Source organism: Alistipes sp. An31A, assembly GCF_002159425.1.
GTDB classification, from domain to species: domain Bacteria; phylum Bacteroidota; class Bacteroidia; order Bacteroidales; family Rikenellaceae; genus Alistipes; species Alistipes excrementigallinarum.
Genome location: NZ_NFIO01000009.1, coordinates 46,533 through 65,801 on the forward strand (window position 1 = coordinate 46,533; position 19,269 = coordinate 65,801).

The window sequence follows — 19,269 nt, forward strand, 5'->3', positions numbered from 1 at the left end:
ATAAATTTGAGTTTAATTAAAAAATGGTTTGACTTTACGCTTGGGAGCTCTACTCCTTTTTCACGTGCACATCCATCTGCGGAAAGGGGAAGCTGACCCCGTGCTGGGGCAGCTGCTTGTAGAATCGTTCGTTGTTTTCGTAGAAGACACTCCAGTAGTCGGCGTTGAGCGTCCAGGCCCGCACCGTAAGGTTCACCGAACTGTCGGCCAGCGCCGCAACCCACACCACGGGCGCAGGCTCGCGAAGCACCCGCTCGTCGGCGGCCAGAATCTCGAGAATCGCCTTACGCGCCACATCCACGTCGTCGCCGTAGGAGATGCCGATGGTCCAGTCGACGCGCCGCCGGTCGGCCGTCGAGTAGTTGTCGATGATGGCCGTGGCGATGGAGTTGTTGGGAATGTAGATAATCTGGTTGTCGTTGGTGGCGATGACCGTCGAGAAGAGCTTGATTTCGCGCACCGTGCCCGACTGCCCCTGCGCCGAGATGTAGTCGCCCACGCGGTAGGGCTTCATCAACAGAATCATCACGCCGCCGGCGAAGTTCTGGGCCGTGCCGCTGAGGGCCATACCGATGGCCAGCGTGGCGGCCGAGAAGAGGGCGATGAGCGAGGTGACGTTGACGCCGAGCGTCTGGACGACAATCATCACCAGGATGAGCGTGAAGACGACGCGCACGGTCTTGCGGAGGAACATCCGCAGCGAGACGTCGACCTTGCGGCGCTCGAAGGCGGCGTCGAGCAGCTTCACCAGCCGGCGCACAATCCAGCGCCCGATGAAGTAGATGGCCAGCGCGATGACAATCTTGATGGCCACCCACAGCATCTCGGAGGCCATGTTGCGCAGGAACTCGTCGAAGTCGAAGTCGGCCAGCCTGCGGACCGTCTCCGCAAAGCGGGCCTTCTGCACGCTGTCGGGCAGCATGAGCGGGGCGGGCGTTTCAGCCGCCACGGCCGTGAATATGTTGAAGAGTGGCCACATGAGTCGTATCCTCCCGAAAAAAGTTTGTGCGGACAAAAATAGCCAAAAAACAGATATTTTACTAACTTTGTTTCAAATTTACGGTAAAAGCCCTCACTTACGATGAAGAACAACGTGGAAATCATCCAGATAAACATCTCCGGCGAAGACAAGCCGGGCATGACCTCCTCCCTGACCGAAATCCTCGCCCGCTACGATGCCTTCATTCTCGACATCGGACAGGCCAACATCCACCAGTCGCTCACGCTGGGCATCCTCTTCATGACCACCTCCGACAAGTCGGGCAACATCATGAAGGAGCTGCTCTTCAAGAGCTCGGAGCTGGGTGTCATGATTCGTTTCACGCCGATTTCCGAGGAGAAGTACAACGACTGGGTGAGCCGTCAGGGCAAAAACCGCTACATCATCACGCTGCTGGGCCGCACCGTTACGGCGCGCCACATCGCCGAGGTAACGAAGGTGGTGGCCGAGCAGGGGCTCAACATCGACGCCATCAAGCGCCTGACGGGCCGCATGCCCCTCGAACGCGACGACCGCGCCGCCAAGTCGTGCATCGAGCTCTCGGTGCGCGGCTCGCTCACCGACGAGCAGAAGAGCACCATGCAGGAGCGCTTCATGAACCTCTCGGAAATCGGGCTCGACGTCTCGTTCCAGAAGGACGACATCTACCGCCGCAGCCGCCGTCTCATCTGCTTCGACATGGATTCGACGCTCATCGAGACGGAGGTCATCGACGAACTGGCCGACCGCGCAGGTGTGGGCGACAAGGTTCGTGCCATAACCGAGAGCGCCATGCGGGGCGAAATCGACTTCCGCGAGAGCTTCACGCGGCGCGTGGCGCTGCTGCGCGGGCTCGACGTCTCGGTCATGGAGGACATCGCCACCCACCTGCCCATCACCGAGGGGCTCGAACGCATGATGACCATCCTCAAGCGCGTGGGCTACAAGACGGCCATCCTCTCGGGCGGCTTCACCTACTTCGGCAACTACCTGCGCCAGAAGTACGGCTTCGACTACGTCTATGCCAACGAGCTGGAAATCGCCGACGGCAAGCTCACGGGCCGCTATGCGGGCGAAATCGTCGACGGACGCCGCAAGGCCGAGCTGCTGCGGCTGCTCTGCCAGTTCGAGAAAATCAACATCGCCCAGTCGGTGGCCGTGGGCGACGGAGCCAACGACCTGCCGATGCTCAACCTGGCGGGTCTGGGCATCGCCTTCCACGCCAAACCCAAGGTCAAGGCGACGGCCCGCCAGTCCATCTCGACCATCGGTCTGGACGGCATCCTCTACTTCCTCGGTCTGAAGGACTCCCGCATCGAAGAGTGACCATGGCACGCCGGGGCATCACAGCGCTGCTGCTCGCCACTCTACTCTCCGCGGGCGGCTGTTATGATTCGCACTTCTCCGAAGCGGCCGGCGGCGCCGCGGCCGGGGAGGGCAACACCCCTCTTTCGGAACTGCGCGCACGCTACACGGGCCGCCCGACCCTGGTCGAGGAGGATATCCGCGTCGTGGGGTACGTCACGACGAGCGACCGCGCCGGCAACTTCTACCGCACGCTCTGCATCGAGCAGGCGGGTGCCGCCCTCGAGGTGATGGTCGGGCTGGACCACCTGCACAACGACTACCCGCCCGGAAGCCGCCTCATGGTGCGGCTGCGCGGCCTGACGCTCGGACTCCAGTACGGGGTGCTCCAGGCCGGCACCCGCGCCGAACCCGGCAGCGGATATGCGACCGGCTACCTCGGCTCGCGCCCCGCAGCCGACGCCGCCATCGTCCGCCTCGACGGCGGGCAGAGCGTCGAACCCACCCTTCTGCACATCTCCGAACTCACGCCCGAACGGTGCGGCACGCTGGTCCGCATCGAGGCGCTGCAACTCCGTCCCGACGACGGGGAGCCTGCTCCCGAGACGTGGAGCGGCTACCATACGTTTGCCGATGCGTCGGGCCGCACGCTCCGCACCTACGTCCGCGCCTATGCCGACTTTGCCGACGCTCCGATTCCGACCGGCGAGGTCACGCTGACCGGCATCCTGCAGCTCGAAGGCTCCTCCTCGGACCGGTACATGCTTAAGATGAGGTATGAAACCGACTGTCTTGTTGTTCGTTAGTCTCCTCTGGGCCGGAAGCTGCGACAAGGCGGACGAGCCCGGCTACATGCCCGGGCCCGACGCCGTGTTCATGAGCATCGCCCATCTGAAGTCGCTCTGCACCAAAGCGAGCGTGACGCTCACGCGCGACATCCGGCTGCGGTGCGTCGTCACGGCCAACGACCACTACGGAGAGTTCGACCGCACGCTGGTCGTAGCCGACGCAAGCGGCGGAATCGAGGTGGCCGTCGACGCCGCGGACCTCTACCGCGACTATCCGCTCGGGGCCAACCTCACGCTCTACTGCAACGGTCTGGCGCTGGGCGACTACGGCGGGAAAATCCAGCTCGGCGCCCCGCCCCGGGGCGACTATGCCGTCGACCGCATCCCCGCGCGGGAGCTCTCCCACTACCTGCGGTGCAACGACGGCGGAACGCTGCAACGCGACTTCGTCCGCCGCTCCATCTCCGAGATTTCGCTGCGCGACGTCGACACCTACGTCCGCTTCGACCAGGTGCGCTTCACCACGCAGGGCACCTGGTGCGACATCGACCCGCTGAGCGGCAAGCGGCTCACCACGGAGCGCACCATCGTCGACTCCACGGGGGCCACCTTCCGCGTCCGCACGCTCGGCAGCGCCCAATACGCAGGCGAGCCTCTGCCCAAGGGCAAAGGCTCGCTGTGCGGAATTGTCGATTATTTCAACGGTGAATTTGCGCTGCGGGTGACCAACTACGAATTCTTCGGCTTCACCCCGTAGGGCGCTCAGCGCTGGAGCGCCTCCCAAAGCATGTCCTTGAGCCGTGCGATGTTCAGCCCCGAGACCGACGAGATGAAGAGCGACGGAACGCCCTCGGGCAGGTGGGACTTCATCTCTTCGAGCAGCTCGTCGTCGAGCATGTCGCACTTGGTGACGGCCAGCAGCCGCTGCTTGTCCAGCAGCTCGGGGTTGTACTGCGTCAGCTCGCCCAGCAGAATCTCATAGTCGCGGCGCACGTCGTCGCTGTCGGCCGGCACCATGAAGAGCAGCACCGAATTGCGCTCGATGTGGCGCAGGAAGCGCGTGCCGAGGCCGCGGCCTTCGTGCGCACCCTCGATGATGCCCGGAATGTCGGCCATGACGAACGACTTGCCATCGCGCACCTCGACGATGCCGAGGTTGGGCTCCAGCGTCGTGAAGGCGTAGTTGGCGATTTTGGGCTTGGCGGCCGAGACCACCGAGAGGAGCGTCGACTTCCCGGCATTGGGGAAGCCCACCAGCCCCACGTCGGCCAGCACCTTCAGTTCGAGGATGAAGGAGCCCTCGGCCCCCTCCTCGCCCGGCTGCGCATAGCGGGGCGCCTGGTTGGTCGCCGTCTTGAAGTGCCAGTTGCCCAGCCCTCCGCGGCCCCCCTTGAGCAGCACCAGCCGCTCGCCGTCGGCCGTCACCTCGCCCACCAGCTCGCCCGTCTCGGCGTTGCGCGCCACGGTGCCCAGCGGTACGGGGATGACGATGTCGCGGGCATCCTTGCCCGTCGAGCGGGCTCCCGAGCCGTTGCCGCCGTCCTCGGCGAACTGGTGGCGCTGGTACTTGAGGTGGATGAGTGTCCAGTACTGACGGTCACCCTGAAGCACGATGCTGCCGCCGCGGCCGCCGTCGCCGCCGTCGGGGCCGCCGAAGGCGACGAACTTCTCGCGGCGGAAGTGGGCCGAGCCCGCGCCGCCGTGGCCCGAGCGGGCGAAGATTTTCACGTAGTCTACAAAATTGGAGCCTGCCATAAGTTTCGGGTTTTCGGCCTCAAAGATACGAATTTTTCGGGAATCCCCGCACGCGGGCCGCAAAGTGGGCGCCGCACCTTAGTTGAAGGCCCAGATGTAGGCATTAAGGTAGGTGGCGAAGAGCAGCCAGAGCAGGTAGGGGACGAAGAGCCAGGCCGCGGGCCGGCACAGGCGCCAGGAAACGACCACGTAGGCGAAGACCAGCATGTCGAGCAGCGCGATGTCGATGAGGCCCGCCGTCGGGTTGCGCAGGTCGAAGAAGAGGACGCTCCACAGGAAGTTGGCGGCCAGCTGAGCCAGCCACAGCCACACCAGCGCGCTGCGGGCCTGCAGCAGCTCCTCGCGGGCGAGCACCGCCCCCAGCGAGATGCCCATGCAGAGGTAGAGGATGCTCCACGCCACGGGGAAGACGACGGCCGGGGGCGTGAGCGGCGACTTGACCAGCGTGGGATACCACTCGACGAGCGCCTCGCTCTGGAGCCAGCCCGCCATGGCGCCGATGCCGAAGCAGAAGAGCACCGGGACCAGATAGAAGAGAATGCGTTTCATTCGGACAGGGATTTTTTTCAGCCGGAGAAGCGTTCAAACATCGTTCCGTTCGGGGCCGCGGCGGACGAAAAGTGGCGCGGATGTCGGATTTTGCGAAAAAGCGCTTATTTTTGCCCCGAAACACCGATTCCGAAATGCACCACGACAACAAGATACCGCACGGCCCGCACCGCGGAGGGCTCTTCGCCCTTACGCCGCTCCTGGTCTTTCTGGCCAGCTACCTGCTCGTCTCGCTGGTGGCGGGCGACTTCTACCGGATGCCCGTCTCGGTGGCCTTTCTTGCCGCCGCCGTCTACGCCGTCGCCACGACGCGCGACCTCCCCTTCGCCCGCCGCATCGAGCTCTTCTCGGCCGGGGCGTCGAACGGCAACGTGATGCTCATGATATGGATTTTCATCCTGGCGGGGGCCTTCGCCGAGTCGGCCCGCAGCATGGGGGCCGTCGACGCGACGGTCAACCTGACGCTCCACCTGCTGCCCGACTCGCTGCTTCCGGCGGGGCTCTTCCTCGCCTCGTGCTTCGTGTCGCTGGCCATCGGCACCTCGGTGGGGACCATCGTCGCACTCGTCCCCGTGGCCGGGGGCATCGCCGCCGAGACGGGAAGCAACGCCGCCTGGCTGACGGCCATCGTCGCCGGCGGCGCCTTCTTCGGCGACAACCTCTCGTTCATCTCCGACACCACCATCGCCGCCACCCGCACCCAGGAGTGCGACCTGCGCGACAAGTTCCGCGTCAACATCCGCATCGTCGCCCCGGCGGCCGTCGCCACGCTGGTGCTCTACATCCTCACGGGCGAAGCTGTCGGCGGCGCCACGGCCACCGAGCGCATTGAGTGGGTCCGCGTGGTGCCCTACCTGCTGGTGCTCGTCACGGCGCTCTGCGGCATGAACGTGATGAAGGTGCTCCTGCTGGGCATCCTCTCGTCGGGGCTCATCGGCATGGCGGCCGGGAGCTTCACGGCGCTGGAGTGGTGCAGCGGCATGGGACGCGGCATCACGGGGATGGGCGAGCTCATCATCATCACGATGCTGGCGGGCGGCGTGCTCGAGATGCTGCGCCACAACGGCGGCATCGACTACCTCATCGGCCTGATGACCCACCGCATCCGGGGACGGCGCGGTGCGGAGGCCTCCATCGCCGGGCTGGTCTGCGTAGCCAACCTCTGCACGGCCAACAACACCATCGCCATCCTCACCGTGGGACCCATCGCCCGCAAAATCGCCGACCGCTTCGGCATCGACCGCCGCCGCAGCGCCAGCCTGCTCGACACCTTCTCGTGCTTCACGCAGGGGCTGCTCCCCTACGGCGCCCAGCTGCTCATGGCGGCCGGGCTGACGGGGCTCTCGCCGCTGGAGATTATCCGCTACCTCTACTACCCCTTCATCATGGGCCTCTGCGCGCTGCTGGCCATCGTGCTGCGCTATCCCCGCTCGGTAGCCGGCGTCCGGTAGCCGGCGCTCCGGCCCCGAAGCCGTAAGGTCCGAAAGCGCAACGTTCCGAGCCCGCAAACGCCGAACCCGAACCGTCCCGAATCCGAACCGTCCAAAATCACAAACGCCGAACCCGAACCGTTCCGAACCCGAACCGCAAGCCTCAAAACCGCTCCGCCATGAACACCGTCTGGATTGTCCTGCCGATACTGCTGGTGCTGATGTTCCAGCTCGGCCTCGAACTCGACCGCAACTCGTTCGCCGCCCTGCTGCATCGCCCCAAAGGGGTGGTGGCCGGCCTGCTCGGGCAGCTCGTCGCGCTGCCGCTCATCGCCTTCGGCGTGGGGGTGCTCTTCCGCCTCGAACCCGTCCTCTTCATGGGACTCATGCTCGTCGCCTGCTCGCCCGGCGGCAGCTCGTCGAACGTCTTCACGATGCTGGCCCGGGGCGACGTGGCGCTCTCGGTGACGCTCACGGCGCTCAGCAGCCTGATTACGCTGGTCACCATCCCGCTGCTCATGGAGGGCGTCGCCCGCTTCGTCGCGCTGCAGAGCGACACGGCCATCGAGCTGCCCGTCGGGCGGCTGCTTCTCCAGAACATCCTCCTCCTGCTGCTGCCGATGCTCTGCGGCGCTCTCTTCCGCAGCCGCTTCCCCGCACGGGCGCAGCGGCTGCACACCCTTCTGGGGCGGGTCGCCTTCCCGGCGCTGATGCTGCTCGCCGCACTCTTCTTCGTGCAGTACGCCCGCACCATCCTGGAGAACCTGCCCGCGCTGGGCAGCGCCTCGCTGCTGCTGATTCTGGCGGCAATGGGGGCCGGGCGGCTGCTCGCCGACGGCTTCGGGCTCGACCGCACGGGACGCCGCACGGTCGTCATCGAGGTAGGCATGCAGAATGCCGCCCAGGCGATTGCCGTCGCCTCGTCGCCGCTGATTTTCAACAACGAACGGATGGCCATCCCGGCCATCGTCTATGCTCTGGTGATGAATGTCGTGCTGCTGCTCTACCTCAGGGTGCTGCAGCGCGGCGACCGGCTCCGCGCAGGGGCCGGGCGGTAAACGGACGAAGGGGACGAAGGGCGGAACGCCCCGGAAAGCCGGTTCATCGGTACGGGTCAACGCCGGACAAAGCGGCCCCGGGCTGCATCGGCCGCGCCGAACCGTTCCGTCGGCATTCTTCTCCCCGTTCCCGGTCAATGCCGGGCTGTCGGGGCGGGGTCTGCCGACTCGTCGGGACGGCCGTCGATGTAGCGGCGCTTGAAGATGTGGAGGCAGAAGAGGAAGAGCGAGAGCATGAGCGGCCCGAAGATGATGCCCATGAATCCGAAGAGGGCCAGTCCGACGAAGACGCCGAAGACGGTCACCAGCGGATGGATGTCGGCCATGCGCCGCTGCAGCACCAGCCGCGTGAGGTTGTCGACGTGGGTCACCACGAGCGTCCCGTAGGCGGCCAGCCCGACGGCGGCGGCCCAGTGGCCCTCCAGCGCCAGATAGGCGGCCAGCGGCAGCCAGAGCAGCGCCGTGCCGACAATCGGGATGACCGTCGCAAAGCAGGTCAGCACGCCCCAGAACAGCGGGTCGGGAACCCCGAAAATCAGATAGCCCACCAGCGCCACGCCCCCCTGCACGACCGCCAGCAGCGGGATGCCGATGGCATTCGACCGCACAATCTGATGCATTTCGTGAATGACGTCGTCGCGCTGCCCACCGTCAAAGGGTATCAGGTCGCGGACGTAGGCCTCCATGGCCCGGCCGCCCGTCAGCATGAAGTAGAGGACGAGCAGCAGCACGACAATGTTGACGGCGAAATCGACGATGCCGCCCAGCACGTACTGCCCCGCTCTGGGGAGCATGGCGATGAGCGAGGCCACGTTGCGCTCCTGCCACAGGTCGTAGCCGGTCCGTTCGTAGAGCAGCGCCGAGAGGTTTTTCACGGCGTGGAGCAGCTGCTGGGGGTCGGCCGCGAGGTGCTGGACGTGGACCACCAGCATCCAGCCGACCAGCGTGAGGGGGACCAGAAAGCAGAGGACGGCCTCGACCAGCAGCAGCGCAGCGGCGGCACTCGGCCGCCAGCGCCGCCGTTCGGTCAGAAAGACCATCTGGCCGCGCAGCAGCACGTAGAGAGTTGCCGCCCCCATCAGTCCGCCCAAAAAGGGGGTCAGTTCGATGAAGATGGTTGCGCCGAGTCCGAAAATCAGCACGAAAAGCGCATAGCGCCCGTATCGCTCCCGAAAATTTCGCATACGCCGCCCCACGGGCAAGGAGCGTGCCGGAAGCGCCGCCGATGCGGGTCGATTTTTTCCGGCCGCCATTCTGCGCGCCCCGTCTCGGCACGGGCGGATTCCGTCCGGTGCGGCACGGTCTCATCTATCCCGGCACGGGACCTTCCCCGTCAGCCATAGGCGCGGCACCTTCTCCACCCGCCGCGGACGCGACATCTTCTCCGCCCGTCCGGTACGGGGCTCACCCACCCCGGTGCGGGCCGGCACATTGGCTCCTCCTGTCCGGCACCTTTTCCGTCCGGCGCGGGTCCACTCCCCTCCCGCCGCAGGGACGTCAACCGAGCAGCTGCTCGCGCAGCAGGCGGCACGTAGCCTCGGGCGCCTTGGGGTCGAAGCGCTGCGTATGGATGCCGAAGGCGGCCGCAGCCTCGAGGTTGATGCCGCGGTCGTCGATGAAGAGCGTCTCGGCGGGGTCGAGGCCGAAGCGCTGGAGCAGCAGCTCGTAAATCCGCGGCTCGGGCTTCACGCACCCCTCCTCGCAGGAGACCACCTCGCCCTCGAAGAGCCCGTAGACGGGAAAGGTGCGCAGGTAGGCGATGAATTCGCGCGACATGTTCGAAAGGATGTAGAGGCGATAGCCCGCCTGCTTCAGCTGACGAATCAGCGCCTCGGTCGGCTGCACGGGCTCCTGCAGTTCGATGGAGTAGCGCAGGTAGGAGGCGCACTTCTCGAGGCTGCATCCGTTCATGTCGGCGAGGGTGCGGGTCACCTCCTCGAAGGTCGAGGTGCCGCGGTCGTACTCCTCCCAGAAGCGGGGCATCCGCTCCGAGCGGACAAAGGAGAAGAAGTCGATGAACTCCTGCGTGCAGCGCTTTATGTTGCGGGCGAAGACGACGCCGCCCAAATCGAATACGATGTTTTTCATGAAGGCAAAGATAGGACTTTTCCGCGACATGCGGAAGCGTGCACCGTCCGTCTGCCGCACCCCGGTGGCATAAAAAGGCGGAGGCGCAGCCTCCAAAAAGCTGCGCCCCCGCATGCTGAAGCCGGTTACAAGCCGGTTCCGGCCGGACCTTTTCCGGACTTTCCCCGGACTTTCCCCGAACATCCTGCCGGCCTGCTTCTCCGCCGGCCGCCGGAGCCCGATGCCGGTTCCAGCCGAATGCCGTCGGCCCGGGCGTCACACACGCCGGTCACGCCCGCCGGTCACACCCTGCTAAAAGAGGTGCCAGGTCACCGTGAGGCCGGCCATGACGATGGCCACCATCGACATGAGCTTGACCAGGATGTTGAGCGACGGGCCCGAGGTATCCTTGAAGGGGTCGCCCACCGTATCGCCCACGACCGTCGCCTTGTGGCAGTCGGAGCCCTTGCCGCCGAAGTGGCCCTCCTCAATCATCTTCTTGGCGTTGTCCCACGCACCGCCGGCATTGGCCATGAAGACCGCCAGCACGAAGCCCGAGCTCAGTCCGCCGACGAGCAGCCCCATGACGCCGGCCACACCGAAGACGAGACCCACGACCACCGGCACGATAATGGCCAGCAGACTCGGGAAGAGCATCTCGCGCTGGGCGCCCCGCGTCGAGATGGCGACGCAGCGGGCGTAGTCGGGCGTACCCTCACCCGTGAGGATGCCCTTGATTTCGCGGAACTGGCGGCGCACCTCCGTCACCATGCTCTCGGCCGCGCGGCCCACGGCATTCATCGTCAGACCGCAGAAGAGGAACGACATCATCGCGCCGATGAAGAGGCCGATGAGCACCGTGGGGTTCATGAGCGAGATGTGGTAGTACTCCATGAAGTCGAGCATCGAGGCATCCTCGACCAGACGGGTCACACCGCCCGGAAGCTCCAAGAGCGTCTGCCCGTTGTGAAGCATGCCGATGCGAATCTCCTCGACGTAGGAGGCCAGCAGCGCCAGCGCCGTGAGGGCCGCCGAACCGATGGCGAAGCCCTTACCCGTGGCGGCCGTCGTGTTGCCCAGCGCATCGAGCGCATCGGTGCGACGGCGCACCTCGGCCCCCAGACCGCTCATCTCGGCGTTGCCGCCGGCGTTGTCGGCAATCGGACCGTAGGCGTCGGTGGCCAGCGTGATGCCGAGCGTCGAGAGCATGCCCACGGCCGCAATGCCGATGCCGTAGAGGCCCAGCGAGAGGTTCTGCGGTTCGAGCATGTGGTGGACGTCGAAGCCGATGGCGCAGAGGTAGGCCACGATGATGGCGGCGCCGATGGTCACCACGGGAATCGCCGTCGAAATCATGCCCGAGCCCACGCCGGCGATAATCACCGTGGCGGGACCCGTCTGCGCGCTGCCGGCAATCTTCTGCGTCGGCTTGTAGGAGTGCGAGGTGTAGTATTCGGTCGCCTGGCCGATGATGATGCCTGCCACCAGACCCGTGATGACCGAGAAGGAGAGGCCCAGCCAGTTCTCGACGCCCAGCAGGTAGAGGATGCCGAAGGTGGCCAGCGCGATGAGCAGCGAGCTGAAGTTGACCCCCACGCCCAGCGAGCGCAGCAGCTGGCGCATCGTGGCCCCCTCCTTCGTGCGGACGAGGAAGATGCCGACAATCGAGAGGAGGATGCCCACGGCGGCAATCAGCATCGGCGCCAGCACGGCCCTGAGCTGCATCGCCTCGCTGCCCGACGAGGCGAAGGCCGCCGCACCGAGGGCCGCCGTCGCCAGAATCGAGCCGCAGTAGCTCTCGTAGAGGTCGGCGCCCATGCCGGCCACGTCGCCCACGTTGTCACCCACGTTGTCGGCGATGGTCGCCGGGTTGCGCGGGTCGTCCTCCGGGATGCCGGCCTCGACCTTGCCCACCAGGTCGGCGCCCACGTCGGCCGCCTTGGTATAGATGCCGCCGCCGACACGCGCAAAGAGCGCCTGCGTCGAGGCGCCCATGCCGAAGGTGAGCATCGTGGTGGTGATGACCACCAGCTTCTGCGGGCCCGCCACGTCGACGAACGACTCGAGCACCACGTACCAGAACGAAATGTCGAGCAGGCCGAGCCCCACCACGACGAGGCCCATCACCGCACCGCTGCGGAAGGCCACCTTCAGACCGCGGTCGAGCGACTGCCGCGCGGCGTTGGCCGTGCGGGCCGAGGCGTAGGTGGCGGTCTTCATGCCGAAGAAGCCGGCCAGACCCGAGAAGAAGCCGCCCGTGAGGAAGGCGAAGGGAACCCAGCCGTTCTGCACGCCGGCACCGTAGGCCAGGTAGGCGAAGAAGAGCGCCAGCACGACGAAAATGATGGCGACGACCTTGTATTGCTGACGCAGATAGGCCATCGCACCCTTGCGGACGTGCGCCGCGATTTCGCGCATGCGCTCCGTGCCCTCGTCCTCGCGCTTCATGGCGCGGTAGAAGGCCCAGGCCATGCCCAGTGCGACGACCGAGGCGGCCGGCACGGCCCAGAAAATCGAAGGAATGTTCATAACGGTATGTAAATTTATGGATTGGTCGAATACAAATTTAAGAAAAAATCGGGCGTTCTGTTCCCGATTTCTCCATTTTTTATTTCGAAAAATAATATCGAAGTATCGTTTCGAAACCTCCGCGCCACCCATCCATGCCCAAAAACCGGCTGAACGCGCCCGACCCCAACCAAACCGACTGAGCCCAACCGAACGCAACCGACCAAACCGACCGAACCGACCGGCCGCCCTGCCCCGCCCGGGAACAAACAGCCCCGCACCGGTTCGTACCGGTCCGGAACCGCCCCAACCGGGGACCATCTACCCTGCCCGTAATCGGGCACTTCCCGCACCGGAATCAGCCGGACCCGACCGGCCCCTCCCGGGCCAGAGCCCGCGCTACAGACGATTCAGTTCCTCAAGGTCGCGGTCGCTCCTGCGCTCGCGCCCGGCAGGGGCGCCGAAACGATAGGTAAGGTTGAACTTCACCTGCCGCGACTCCCATTTGCCCCAGTTGTAGAGGTAGAATCCTTCGTAACGGCTCGTACTGTCCCAGTTCGAAGTCCAGAAGAGGTCGCTCACGCCGAGGCTCGCCTCGAGGCGGTCGCCAAGGAACTTGCGGCTCAGCGCCACATCGACGCTGCCGGTCGGTTCGCACACCTCGATGGCCTCGCCCAGACGCCGCGTCGTGAAGCTGCCGCCGAGCTCGAGCCGCAGACGTCCCGGCAGGCGGAAGGTGTTGCGCAGCGAGAAGATGGCGGCCAGACGCTTCAGGTCGAAGCGCCGCATGCGGTCGTAGGCGATATCGTTGTTGAGCCAGTAGCAGGTGGCACCTGCCACGGCATCCCACCAGCGGGCGACGCGCACCTGCTGGAAAAGCTCGAGCGCGAGGCGGTGCTGCCGCCCGAGGTTGCGGGGTGTCATCACCAGACGCTTCACGTCGAGCGTGTCGCTGATTTGCGTCCTATAGTCGGTCAGACAGGTGTACGACGCCGTGACGGCCGTTTTGCGCCAGCTCCACGAGAGCGCCACGCGATGGCTCCGCTGCGGTTCGAGGAAGGGGTTGCCCTGCCAGCAGGTAAGCTCGTCGAGCATGTATTCGAAAGGATTGAGGTCCTGATAGGCCGGGCGGTCGATGCGGCTGCCGTAGGAGAGGGCGAAGGTGCTCTGCCCGCCCGCCTTCCAGCTGAGCGCAAGCGAGGGGAAGAGGTCGAAGTAGCGGCGGCGGTTGTGCTCGCGCGGAGAGCCGTCCGTGCGGCGCAAATCGCCGTCCGAACGGGTATATTCGCCGCGCAGCCCCACCTCGAGCGTCGCACGGCGTCCCAGCGGACGGTTGTACTGGAGGTAGGCGGCCAGCAGCTCCTCCTGGTAGAGGAAGCGGCTCGACTGCGACGGGTCGAGCTGCTCACCCGCCGGGGCGACCGTCGAGAACCGGTAGTCGTTGTCGGCCCGCACCCACGAATACTTCACCCCCGCGTGCAGGGTGCCGCCCCACAGGCGGTGCTGCTGCGCATAACTGAGAGCCAGGATGTCGATGGCGCGGCTGTTCACCGAGCGATAGAGGTCGTCGGAAAGGACGACGCCCGCCGGGTCTTCGTAACGGTTGGGCTGCAGGCAGCCGGCGCCTCCGTCGAAGAAGGCGTAGTCGACGTCGAGCGCATAGTGCTCGCCCTCGCGCGGCGCATAGGTGTAGAAGAGGGTTCCGCCGTAGCGGTTGCCCTTCTGGCGGTAGTAGTCGTTCGAGGCGCGAAGGAGCGATTCGACGTCGAGCGTCGCGGCGTCCCGCACCGTGGTGGTCGTGCGGGTCCGACCGGGTCCGAAGAGCGTGTTGACATCGACCCGCGCACCGAGCGTATGGTGCTCCGAGGGGCGGTACTCCACCCCGACGTTGCCCGTGACGGTGCGCCGCCGGTCCACGTCGTCGGTCGGACTCAGGTAGTCGGTCCCGTTCTGGATGCGGTGCATGCCGTAGTAGAGCCCCGTACGGCCGAGCGCATGGCTGTAGTTGGCGTAGAGACTCACCCGGCCGGTATTGCAGCTGAACGCGAGCTCGGTGTTCTGCCGCCAGTTGTCCCAGACCGAAAAGCCGTTGTTGAACGAAAGGGAGAGGCCGTCGGCACTTCGCCCGCGCTCGACGTTGATGTTGATGACGCCGGCCGACCCTTCGGCGTCGTACTGCGCCGAAGGGTTGCTCATCACCTCCACGGACGAAACCGACGAGGCGGGCATCGAGCGCAGCATGGCGGCCAGTTCCTCGCGCTGCATGTAGGTCTGCTTGCCGTTGAGCATCACCAGCACTCCGGAACTGCCGCCGAGCGAGATTTCGTTCTCGCCGCTGACCATCACGCCGGGGGTCTGTTTCAGCGCGTCGAGCGCCGTACCGCCCGCCAGCGAGGCGCTGTTGCGGGGCGTATAGACCATGCGCCCCTGCTCGACACGCAGCGTTGCGTTGGGATTCTCGGCCACGACCACCACGTCGTCGATACCGACGGCCGTCCCTTCGAGGCGCAGCTCCCCGACGTCGGTCGCCCGCTCCACGTCGAACGGTTCGCCGACATAGGGGGCAAAACCCAGGCAGCTGACGAAAAGACGCACGCGGCCCGAAGCCGAAAGCGTAAAACGCCCCTCGTCGTCGGTCACGGCGTGCTGCAGCATCGCCTCCGAGTCGGGGGCAAGGGTTGCGACCACAGCCGTCGGCACGGATTGGAGCAGAGAGTCAACCACGCGCCCGGTGAGCGGGAAGGCCTCTTGGGCCAACGTTGCAAACGGAGCGAGCAGGGCCGCGAGAAGCGACAGCAGACGGACGGATTTATGCATCATGTGAACGGATTTTTACACCTTACGCTCACAAAGATAGAAATTTTGCGGGGGGGGGAAATTTTTCACCTCCTTTTTTGAAAAAAATCTGCAAAACACGGCCGGAAGCTGTTCCCGGAGGCGTTTCCGCATGTCCATCTGTGAGGCACGGCACTCGGAAAACAGGGAAAAATGACACGCGGGGTTGTTTTTTCCGGTTCGGGAGCGTACATTTGCAGCGCCGGCAGCCGCCGGAACCCCGTGTCTAACTCAAAAAAACAAAAACATGGACGAAGGCCCGTACAGAAAACTCACGAAAACGACATCGAATTCTTGAACCACCTGTAAGGGCCCCGCGTGGTCTCCCTTGCAGGACAAAAGGAGACCATGCCATGAAAGAGACCAACATCCGACTGCTGCAGCTGCTCGCCGATGGCGACTGGCATGCACTCAGGGAGGCGTTGAGCCGTTGCGACCTGCCAACGCTCCACGCCCTCATCGAAGCCTCCCCCGCCGAGGCTCAAGCCATCCTTTTCCGACTCTCCCCGCATCGTGCGGCCGAGGCCCTCTTCGAAGGCTTCGCCCCGCCCCTGCGCCGCAGGCTGCTCACGGCACTCGCGGCGATGGCCGCCGCCGGAGACTCCCCGCTCGAGGCCTTCACGCCCGATGAACTCGACGAGATGCCCGCCGAAGCGGTGCGCCTGCTGCCGGAGTATACGGCCGGGCTCGCCCCCGAACGACGCTTCCTGCTGGCCGGCTACGACAGCGAATGCGTCGGGAGGCTCCTCTCGCACCGCTACCTCACCCTGCCACACGACCTGAGCGCCGGCTCGGCCGCCGAACGGCTGCGCCAGACGACCGCCGCTTCGCGTGCGGAACTGCTCTGCGTGACCGCACCCGGGTGCCGGCTCGTCGGAGCACTCCGTCCCGACGAGCTGCTGCTGGCAGACCCCGCCGAGCCGGTCGCGTCGCTCTGCCGCCCCTCCGCCGCGCCCCTTCATGCGCGCGACACGCTGGGCGAGGCCTCCGCCCGCATGGTGGGTCAGGCGACCACGGCGCTCCCCGTAACCGACGCCTCGGGGGCGCTGCTGGGCATCGTCACGGCCGACCGTCTGCTCAAGGCGCTGCGCGAGGCGGGCACCGAGGATTTCCAGAAGTTCGGCGGCGCCGAGGAACTGGAGCTCTCCTACACGCGCACGCCACTCCTCTCGCTGGTGCGCAAACGGGCCGGATGGCTCGTCATCCTCTTCCTGAGCGAGATGCTCACCGCCTCGGCCATGGGCTATTTCGACGACGAAATCGCCCGGGCGGTGGTTCTGGCGCTCTTCGTGCCGCTGATTATCTCGAGCGGAGGCAACTCCGGGTCGCAGGCCGCCAGTCTCATCATCCGCGCGCTGGCGCTCGGCGAACTGGGGATAAGGCAGTGGTGGTACATTCTGCGCAAGGAGCTGCTCTCGGGGGTGCTGCTGGGGGCGATTCTGGGGTGCATCGGACTGGTGCGCATCATCGTCTGGCAGCAGTTCGGCCTCTACGACTACGGCGAGTACTGGGGCTGGATTGGCGCAAGCGTCGCCGTATCGCTCCTCTTCATCGTGCTGTGGGGCACCGTTTCGGGCTCGATGATTCCGCTGCTGCTCAAACGCATCGGTCTCGACCCGGCCACCGCCTCGGCCCCCTTCGTCGCCACGCTGGTTGACGTGACGGGGCTCATCATCTACTTCACCGTCTCGGCCATTCTGCTGAGCGGCAAGCTGCTCTGACCCGGCGCGGGGCCGACTCCCAATTGCTCCATTCCCGAAGAACGACCCTCCTTCTCCCAAAAAGGAGGGGGCGGCCGGGGGGGGGAAAAAAGAAAAAGAAAAAGAAACCGAGAGCGGGCCTGCCGGGGGAAGAACCGCAGGCGCCCCGCTGGGGAAAGAACTGCAAGCGGGCCTGCCGAGGAAGGTTCGCAAGCGCCCCGCCGGGAAAGGTTCGCAAGCGCCCCGCCGGCAAAGGTTCGCAAGCGCCCCGCCGGCAAAGGTTCGCAAGCGCCCCGCCGGCAAAGGGTCGTACCATAAAAAAGGGAGGCGGCATCCGGTCGAAACCGGATTGCCGTCTCCCTGTCGTATGGCCCGTTGCCGGGCCGAAACTCAGGCTACGAGCCGAAGTTGTCGTAGAGGATGTTCTCGGGCGGTACGCCGAGCGAGTCGAGCATCTTCACCACCGACGCAATCATCATCGGGGGTCCGCACATGAGGTAGATGCAGTCCTCGGGTGCCTGATGGTGCTTCAGATAGTTCTCGTAGAGCACGTTGTGGACGAATCCCGGCGTATACTTCACGCCTGCTGCATCGGCCTCCGGGTCGGGACGGTCGAGCGCCAGGTGGAACGAGAAGTTGGGGAACTCCTTTTCGATTTCGTGGAACTCGTGCAGATAGGGAGCCTCCTTGAGCGCACGGGCACCGTACCAGAACGATACCGGACGCTTCGTCTTCTCGGTCTTGAAGAGGTGCATGATGTGGCTGCGCATGGGCGCCATACCGGCACCGCCGCCCACGAAGATGAGCTCCTGCGTGTCGGGCAGGTTGTCCGGCAGGAAGAACTCGCCGTAGGGGCCCGAAATGGTCACCTTGTCACCCGGCTTGCGCGAGAAGATGTACGACGAGCAGATACCCGGGTTCACCTTCTTGAACGTGCCGGTCGCACGGTCGAACGGAGGAGTGGCAATACGGATGTTGAGCATGATGATGTTGCCCTCGGCCGGGTGGTTGGCCATCGAGTAGGCGCGGAAGGTCGGCTCGGGGTTGGTGGCCACCAAATTCCACATCTTCATGCGGTCCCAGTCGGCGCGGTACCTCTCGTCAACGTCCATGTCCGAGAACTTGATGGCATCGTACTTCGGGATGTCAATCTGGATGTAACCGCCGCTGCGGAACTTGAGGTGCTCGCCTTCGGGCAGCTTCACCACGAACTCCTTGAGGAAGGTCGAGATGTTGCGGTTCGAGACTACGGTGCACTCCCACTTCTTCACGCCCAGAACGGATTCGGGCACCTTGATTTTGAGGTCGTTCTTCACCTTCACCTGGCAGCCCAGACGCCAGTGGTCCTTGGCCATCTTGCGCGAGATGAAGCCCGTTTCGGTCGGCAGGATGTCACCGCCGCCCTCCATGACCTGGCACTTGCACATGCCGCACGAACCGCCGCCGCCGCAGGCCGAAGGCAGGAACACCTTGTTGTTGGCCAGCGTCGAAAGCAGCGAGTTGCCGCTCTCGGCCTTGATGACCTTCTCGCCGTCGTTGATGTCAATCGTCACTTCGCCCGACGAGGTCAGCTTCGCCTTCGCTACGAGCAGGATTGCCACCAGGACGAGCGTGATGACAAGGAAGGCCACGATTGCTATGATGATTGTCAATTCCATTTTCTAAATCACTTTTTACAGGTTAGAACTGGATGCCCGAGAATATCATGAAGGCGATACCCATCAGGCCGGTGATGATGAAGGCGATGCCGGGGCCCTTCAGCGCTGCGGGAATGTGCGAATAGGTCGTCTTCTCGCGGATGGCGGCCATCATGACGATTGCCAGCCACCAGCCAAGGCCCGAACCCAGTCCATAGGCTACGGTCTGCACGAACGAGGTGAGCTCGCCGGCGTCAACCTTCTGCTGCATGAAGAGCGAACCGCCCATGATGGCGCAGTTGACGGCAATCAGCGGCAGGAAGATACCCAGCTGGTTGTAGAGCGTCGGCGAGAACTTCTCGACAATCATCTCGACGAGCTGCACGAATGCGGCAATCGTTGCGATGAAGACGATGAAGGTGAGGAAGTTCAAATCGACACCCTCGACCAGTGCGTTGGCCTTGAGCACGTATTCATAGAGCAGATAGTTCAGCGGAACGGTCATCACCATCACGAAGGTAACGGCGGCACCGAGACCCAGTGCGGTCTTGACGCTCTTCGACACGGCGATGTAGGAGCACATGCCGAAGAAGAAGGCGAAGACCATGTTGTCGATAAAAATCGACCGGATAAAGATATTCAGTGTTTCCATACGTTA

15 protein-coding genes are annotated in these 19,269 nt (G+C 64.8%); 6 read left to right on the plus strand and 9 right to left on the minus strand.

Going from position 1 to position 19,269, the window contains the following annotated elements; genetic code table 11:
* Positions 1-49: 49 nt before the first annotated feature.
* Positions 50-979, minus strand: coding sequence for a mechanosensitive ion channel domain-containing protein (locus B5F90_RS08380; RefSeq protein WP_087362354.1), 930 nt, complete (start codon positions 977-979; stop codon positions 50-52).
* 102 nt (positions 980-1,081) lie between these two features.
* Between B5F90_RS08380 and serB the strand changes: the two genes are divergently transcribed.
* Genes serB through B5F90_RS08395 form a run of 3 tightly spaced genes read left to right on the plus strand, consistent with a single transcriptional unit; the run spans position 1,082 to position 3,829 of the window.
* Positions 1,082-2,305, plus strand: a complete 1,224-nt coding sequence (gene serB, locus B5F90_RS08385; protein ID WP_087362355.1) for a phosphoserine phosphatase SerB — start codon at positions 1,082-1,084, stop codon at positions 2,303-2,305.
* Positions 2,306-2,307: 2 nt separating this feature from the next.
* Complete coding sequence (locus B5F90_RS08390) at positions 2,308-3,090, plus strand: DUF5689 domain-containing protein (protein ID WP_087362356.1); 783 nt, start codon at positions 2,308-2,310, stop codon at positions 3,088-3,090.
* Positions 3,080-3,829: a DUF5689 domain-containing protein gene (locus B5F90_RS08395; protein ID WP_239307772.1), complete on the plus strand. Its 750-nt coding sequence runs from the start codon at positions 3,080-3,082 to the stop codon at positions 3,827-3,829. Before B5F90_RS08390 ends, B5F90_RS08395 begins: the two co-directional genes overlap by 11 nt.
* Before the next feature lie 5 nt (positions 3,830-3,834).
* Here B5F90_RS08395 and obgE read toward each other — a convergent pair whose 3' ends face one another.
* Positions 3,835-4,827 (minus strand): GTPase ObgE, encoded by a 993-nt coding sequence (gene obgE, locus B5F90_RS08400; protein WP_087362358.1) that lies wholly within the window; start codon positions 4,825-4,827, stop codon positions 3,835-3,837.
* Positions 4,828-4,905: 78 nt separating this feature from the next.
* Positions 4,906-5,376, minus strand: a complete 471-nt coding sequence (locus B5F90_RS08405; protein WP_087362359.1) for a TspO/MBR family protein — start codon at positions 5,374-5,376, stop codon at positions 4,906-4,908.
* A gap of 134 nt (positions 5,377-5,510) precedes the next feature.
* Between B5F90_RS08405 and B5F90_RS08410 the strand changes: the two genes are divergently transcribed.
* A complete protein-coding gene (locus B5F90_RS08410; RefSeq protein WP_087362360.1) occupies positions 5,511-6,827 on the plus strand; it encodes a Na+/H+ antiporter NhaC family protein in 1,317 nt (438 codons plus the stop codon).
* A 158-nt stretch (positions 6,828-6,985) separates the two neighbouring features.
* A complete protein-coding gene (locus B5F90_RS08415) occupies positions 6,986-7,864 on the plus strand; it encodes a bile acid:sodium symporter family protein (protein WP_087362361.1) in 879 nt (292 codons plus the stop codon).
* A 134-nt stretch (positions 7,865-7,998) separates the two neighbouring features.
* Here B5F90_RS08415 and B5F90_RS08420 read toward each other — a convergent pair whose 3' ends face one another.
* From B5F90_RS08420 to B5F90_RS08435, 4 genes are all read right to left on the minus strand, one after another.
* Entirely contained in the window at positions 7,999-9,048 is a 1,050-nt protein-coding gene (locus B5F90_RS08420) for an AI-2E family transporter (RefSeq protein ID WP_087362362.1), read from the minus strand.
* Positions 9,049-9,361: 313 nt separating this feature from the next.
* Complete coding sequence (locus tag B5F90_RS08425) at positions 9,362-9,952, minus strand: HAD family phosphatase (RefSeq protein ID WP_087362406.1); 591 nt, start codon at positions 9,950-9,952, stop codon at positions 9,362-9,364.
* A gap of 291 nt (positions 9,953-10,243) precedes the next feature.
* Complete coding sequence (locus B5F90_RS08430; RefSeq protein WP_087362363.1) at positions 10,244-12,460, minus strand: sodium-translocating pyrophosphatase; 2,217 nt, start codon at positions 12,458-12,460, stop codon at positions 10,244-10,246.
* Between the two features lie 378 nt (positions 12,461-12,838).
* Complete coding sequence (locus B5F90_RS08435; protein WP_239307773.1) at positions 12,839-15,259, minus strand: outer membrane beta-barrel family protein; 2,421 nt, start codon at positions 15,257-15,259, stop codon at positions 12,839-12,841.
* A 368-nt stretch (positions 15,260-15,627) separates the two neighbouring features.
* Here B5F90_RS08435 and mgtE point away from each other — a divergent pair, with 368 nt between their 5' ends.
* Positions 15,628-16,995 (plus strand): magnesium transporter, encoded by a 1,368-nt coding sequence (mgtE, locus tag B5F90_RS08440; protein ID WP_087362364.1) that lies wholly within the window; start codon positions 15,628-15,630, stop codon positions 16,993-16,995.
* Between the two features lie 374 nt (positions 16,996-17,369).
* Here mgtE and nqrF read toward each other — a convergent pair whose 3' ends face one another.
* Both nqrF and nqrE read right to left on the minus strand, forming a co-directional pair.
* Positions 17,370-18,632, minus strand: coding sequence for an NADH:ubiquinone reductase (Na(+)-transporting) subunit F (nqrF, locus tag B5F90_RS08445; protein ID WP_087362365.1), 1,263 nt, complete (start codon positions 18,630-18,632; stop codon positions 17,370-17,372).
* A gap of 22 nt (positions 18,633-18,654) precedes the next feature.
* Positions 18,655-19,263: an NADH:ubiquinone reductase (Na(+)-transporting) subunit E gene (gene nqrE / locus B5F90_RS08450; RefSeq protein WP_087362366.1), complete on the minus strand. Its 609-nt coding sequence runs from the start codon at positions 19,261-19,263 to the stop codon at positions 18,655-18,657.
* Positions 19,264-19,269 lie beyond the last annotated feature (6 nt).

What these genes read in the sequence shown, in the direction of transcription:
- B5F90_RS08410 (WP_087362360.1), top strand. Translation starts at nt 5,511, where the DNA reads ATGCACCACGACAACAAGATACCGCACGGCCCGCACCGCGGAGGGCTC.
- B5F90_RS08380 (WP_087362354.1), bottom strand. Translation starts at nt 979, where the DNA reads ATGTGGCCACTCTTCAACATATTCACGGCCGTGGCGGCTGAAACGCCC.
- nqrE (WP_087362366.1), bottom strand. Translation starts at nt 19,263, where the DNA reads ATGGAAACACTGAATATCTTTATCCGGTCGATTTTTATCGACAACATG.
- obgE (WP_087362358.1), bottom strand. Translation starts at nt 4,827, where the DNA reads ATGGCAGGCTCCAATTTTGTAGACTACGTGAAAATCTTCGCCCGCTCG.
- B5F90_RS08430 (WP_087362363.1), bottom strand. Translation starts at nt 12,460, where the DNA reads ATGAACATTCCTTCGATTTTCTGGGCCGTGCCGGCCGCCTCGGTCGTC.
- B5F90_RS08435 (WP_239307773.1), bottom strand. Translation starts at nt 15,259, where the DNA reads ATGATGCATAAATCCGTCCGTCTGCTGTCGCTTCTCGCGGCCCTGCTC.
- B5F90_RS08405 (WP_087362359.1), bottom strand. Translation starts at nt 5,376, where the DNA reads ATGAAACGCATTCTCTTCTATCTGGTCCCGGTGCTCTTCTGCTTCGGC.
- nqrF (WP_087362365.1), bottom strand. Translation starts at nt 18,632, where the DNA reads ATGGAATTGACAATCATCATAGCAATCGTGGCCTTCCTTGTCATCACG.
- B5F90_RS08390 (WP_087362356.1), top strand. Translation starts at nt 2,308, where the DNA reads ATGGCACGCCGGGGCATCACAGCGCTGCTGCTCGCCACTCTACTCTCC.
- B5F90_RS08420 (WP_087362362.1), bottom strand. Translation starts at nt 9,048, where the DNA reads ATGCGAAATTTTCGGGAGCGATACGGGCGCTATGCGCTTTTCGTGCTG.
- B5F90_RS08425 (WP_087362406.1), bottom strand. Translation starts at nt 9,952, where the DNA reads ATGAAAAACATCGTATTCGATTTGGGCGGCGTCGTCTTCGCCCGCAAC.
- B5F90_RS08415 (WP_087362361.1), top strand. Translation starts at nt 6,986, where the DNA reads ATGAACACCGTCTGGATTGTCCTGCCGATACTGCTGGTGCTGATGTTC.
- mgtE (WP_087362364.1), top strand. Translation starts at nt 15,628, where the DNA reads ATGAAAGAGACCAACATCCGACTGCTGCAGCTGCTCGCCGATGGCGAC.
- serB (WP_087362355.1), top strand. Translation starts at nt 1,082, where the DNA reads ATGAAGAACAACGTGGAAATCATCCAGATAAACATCTCCGGCGAAGAC.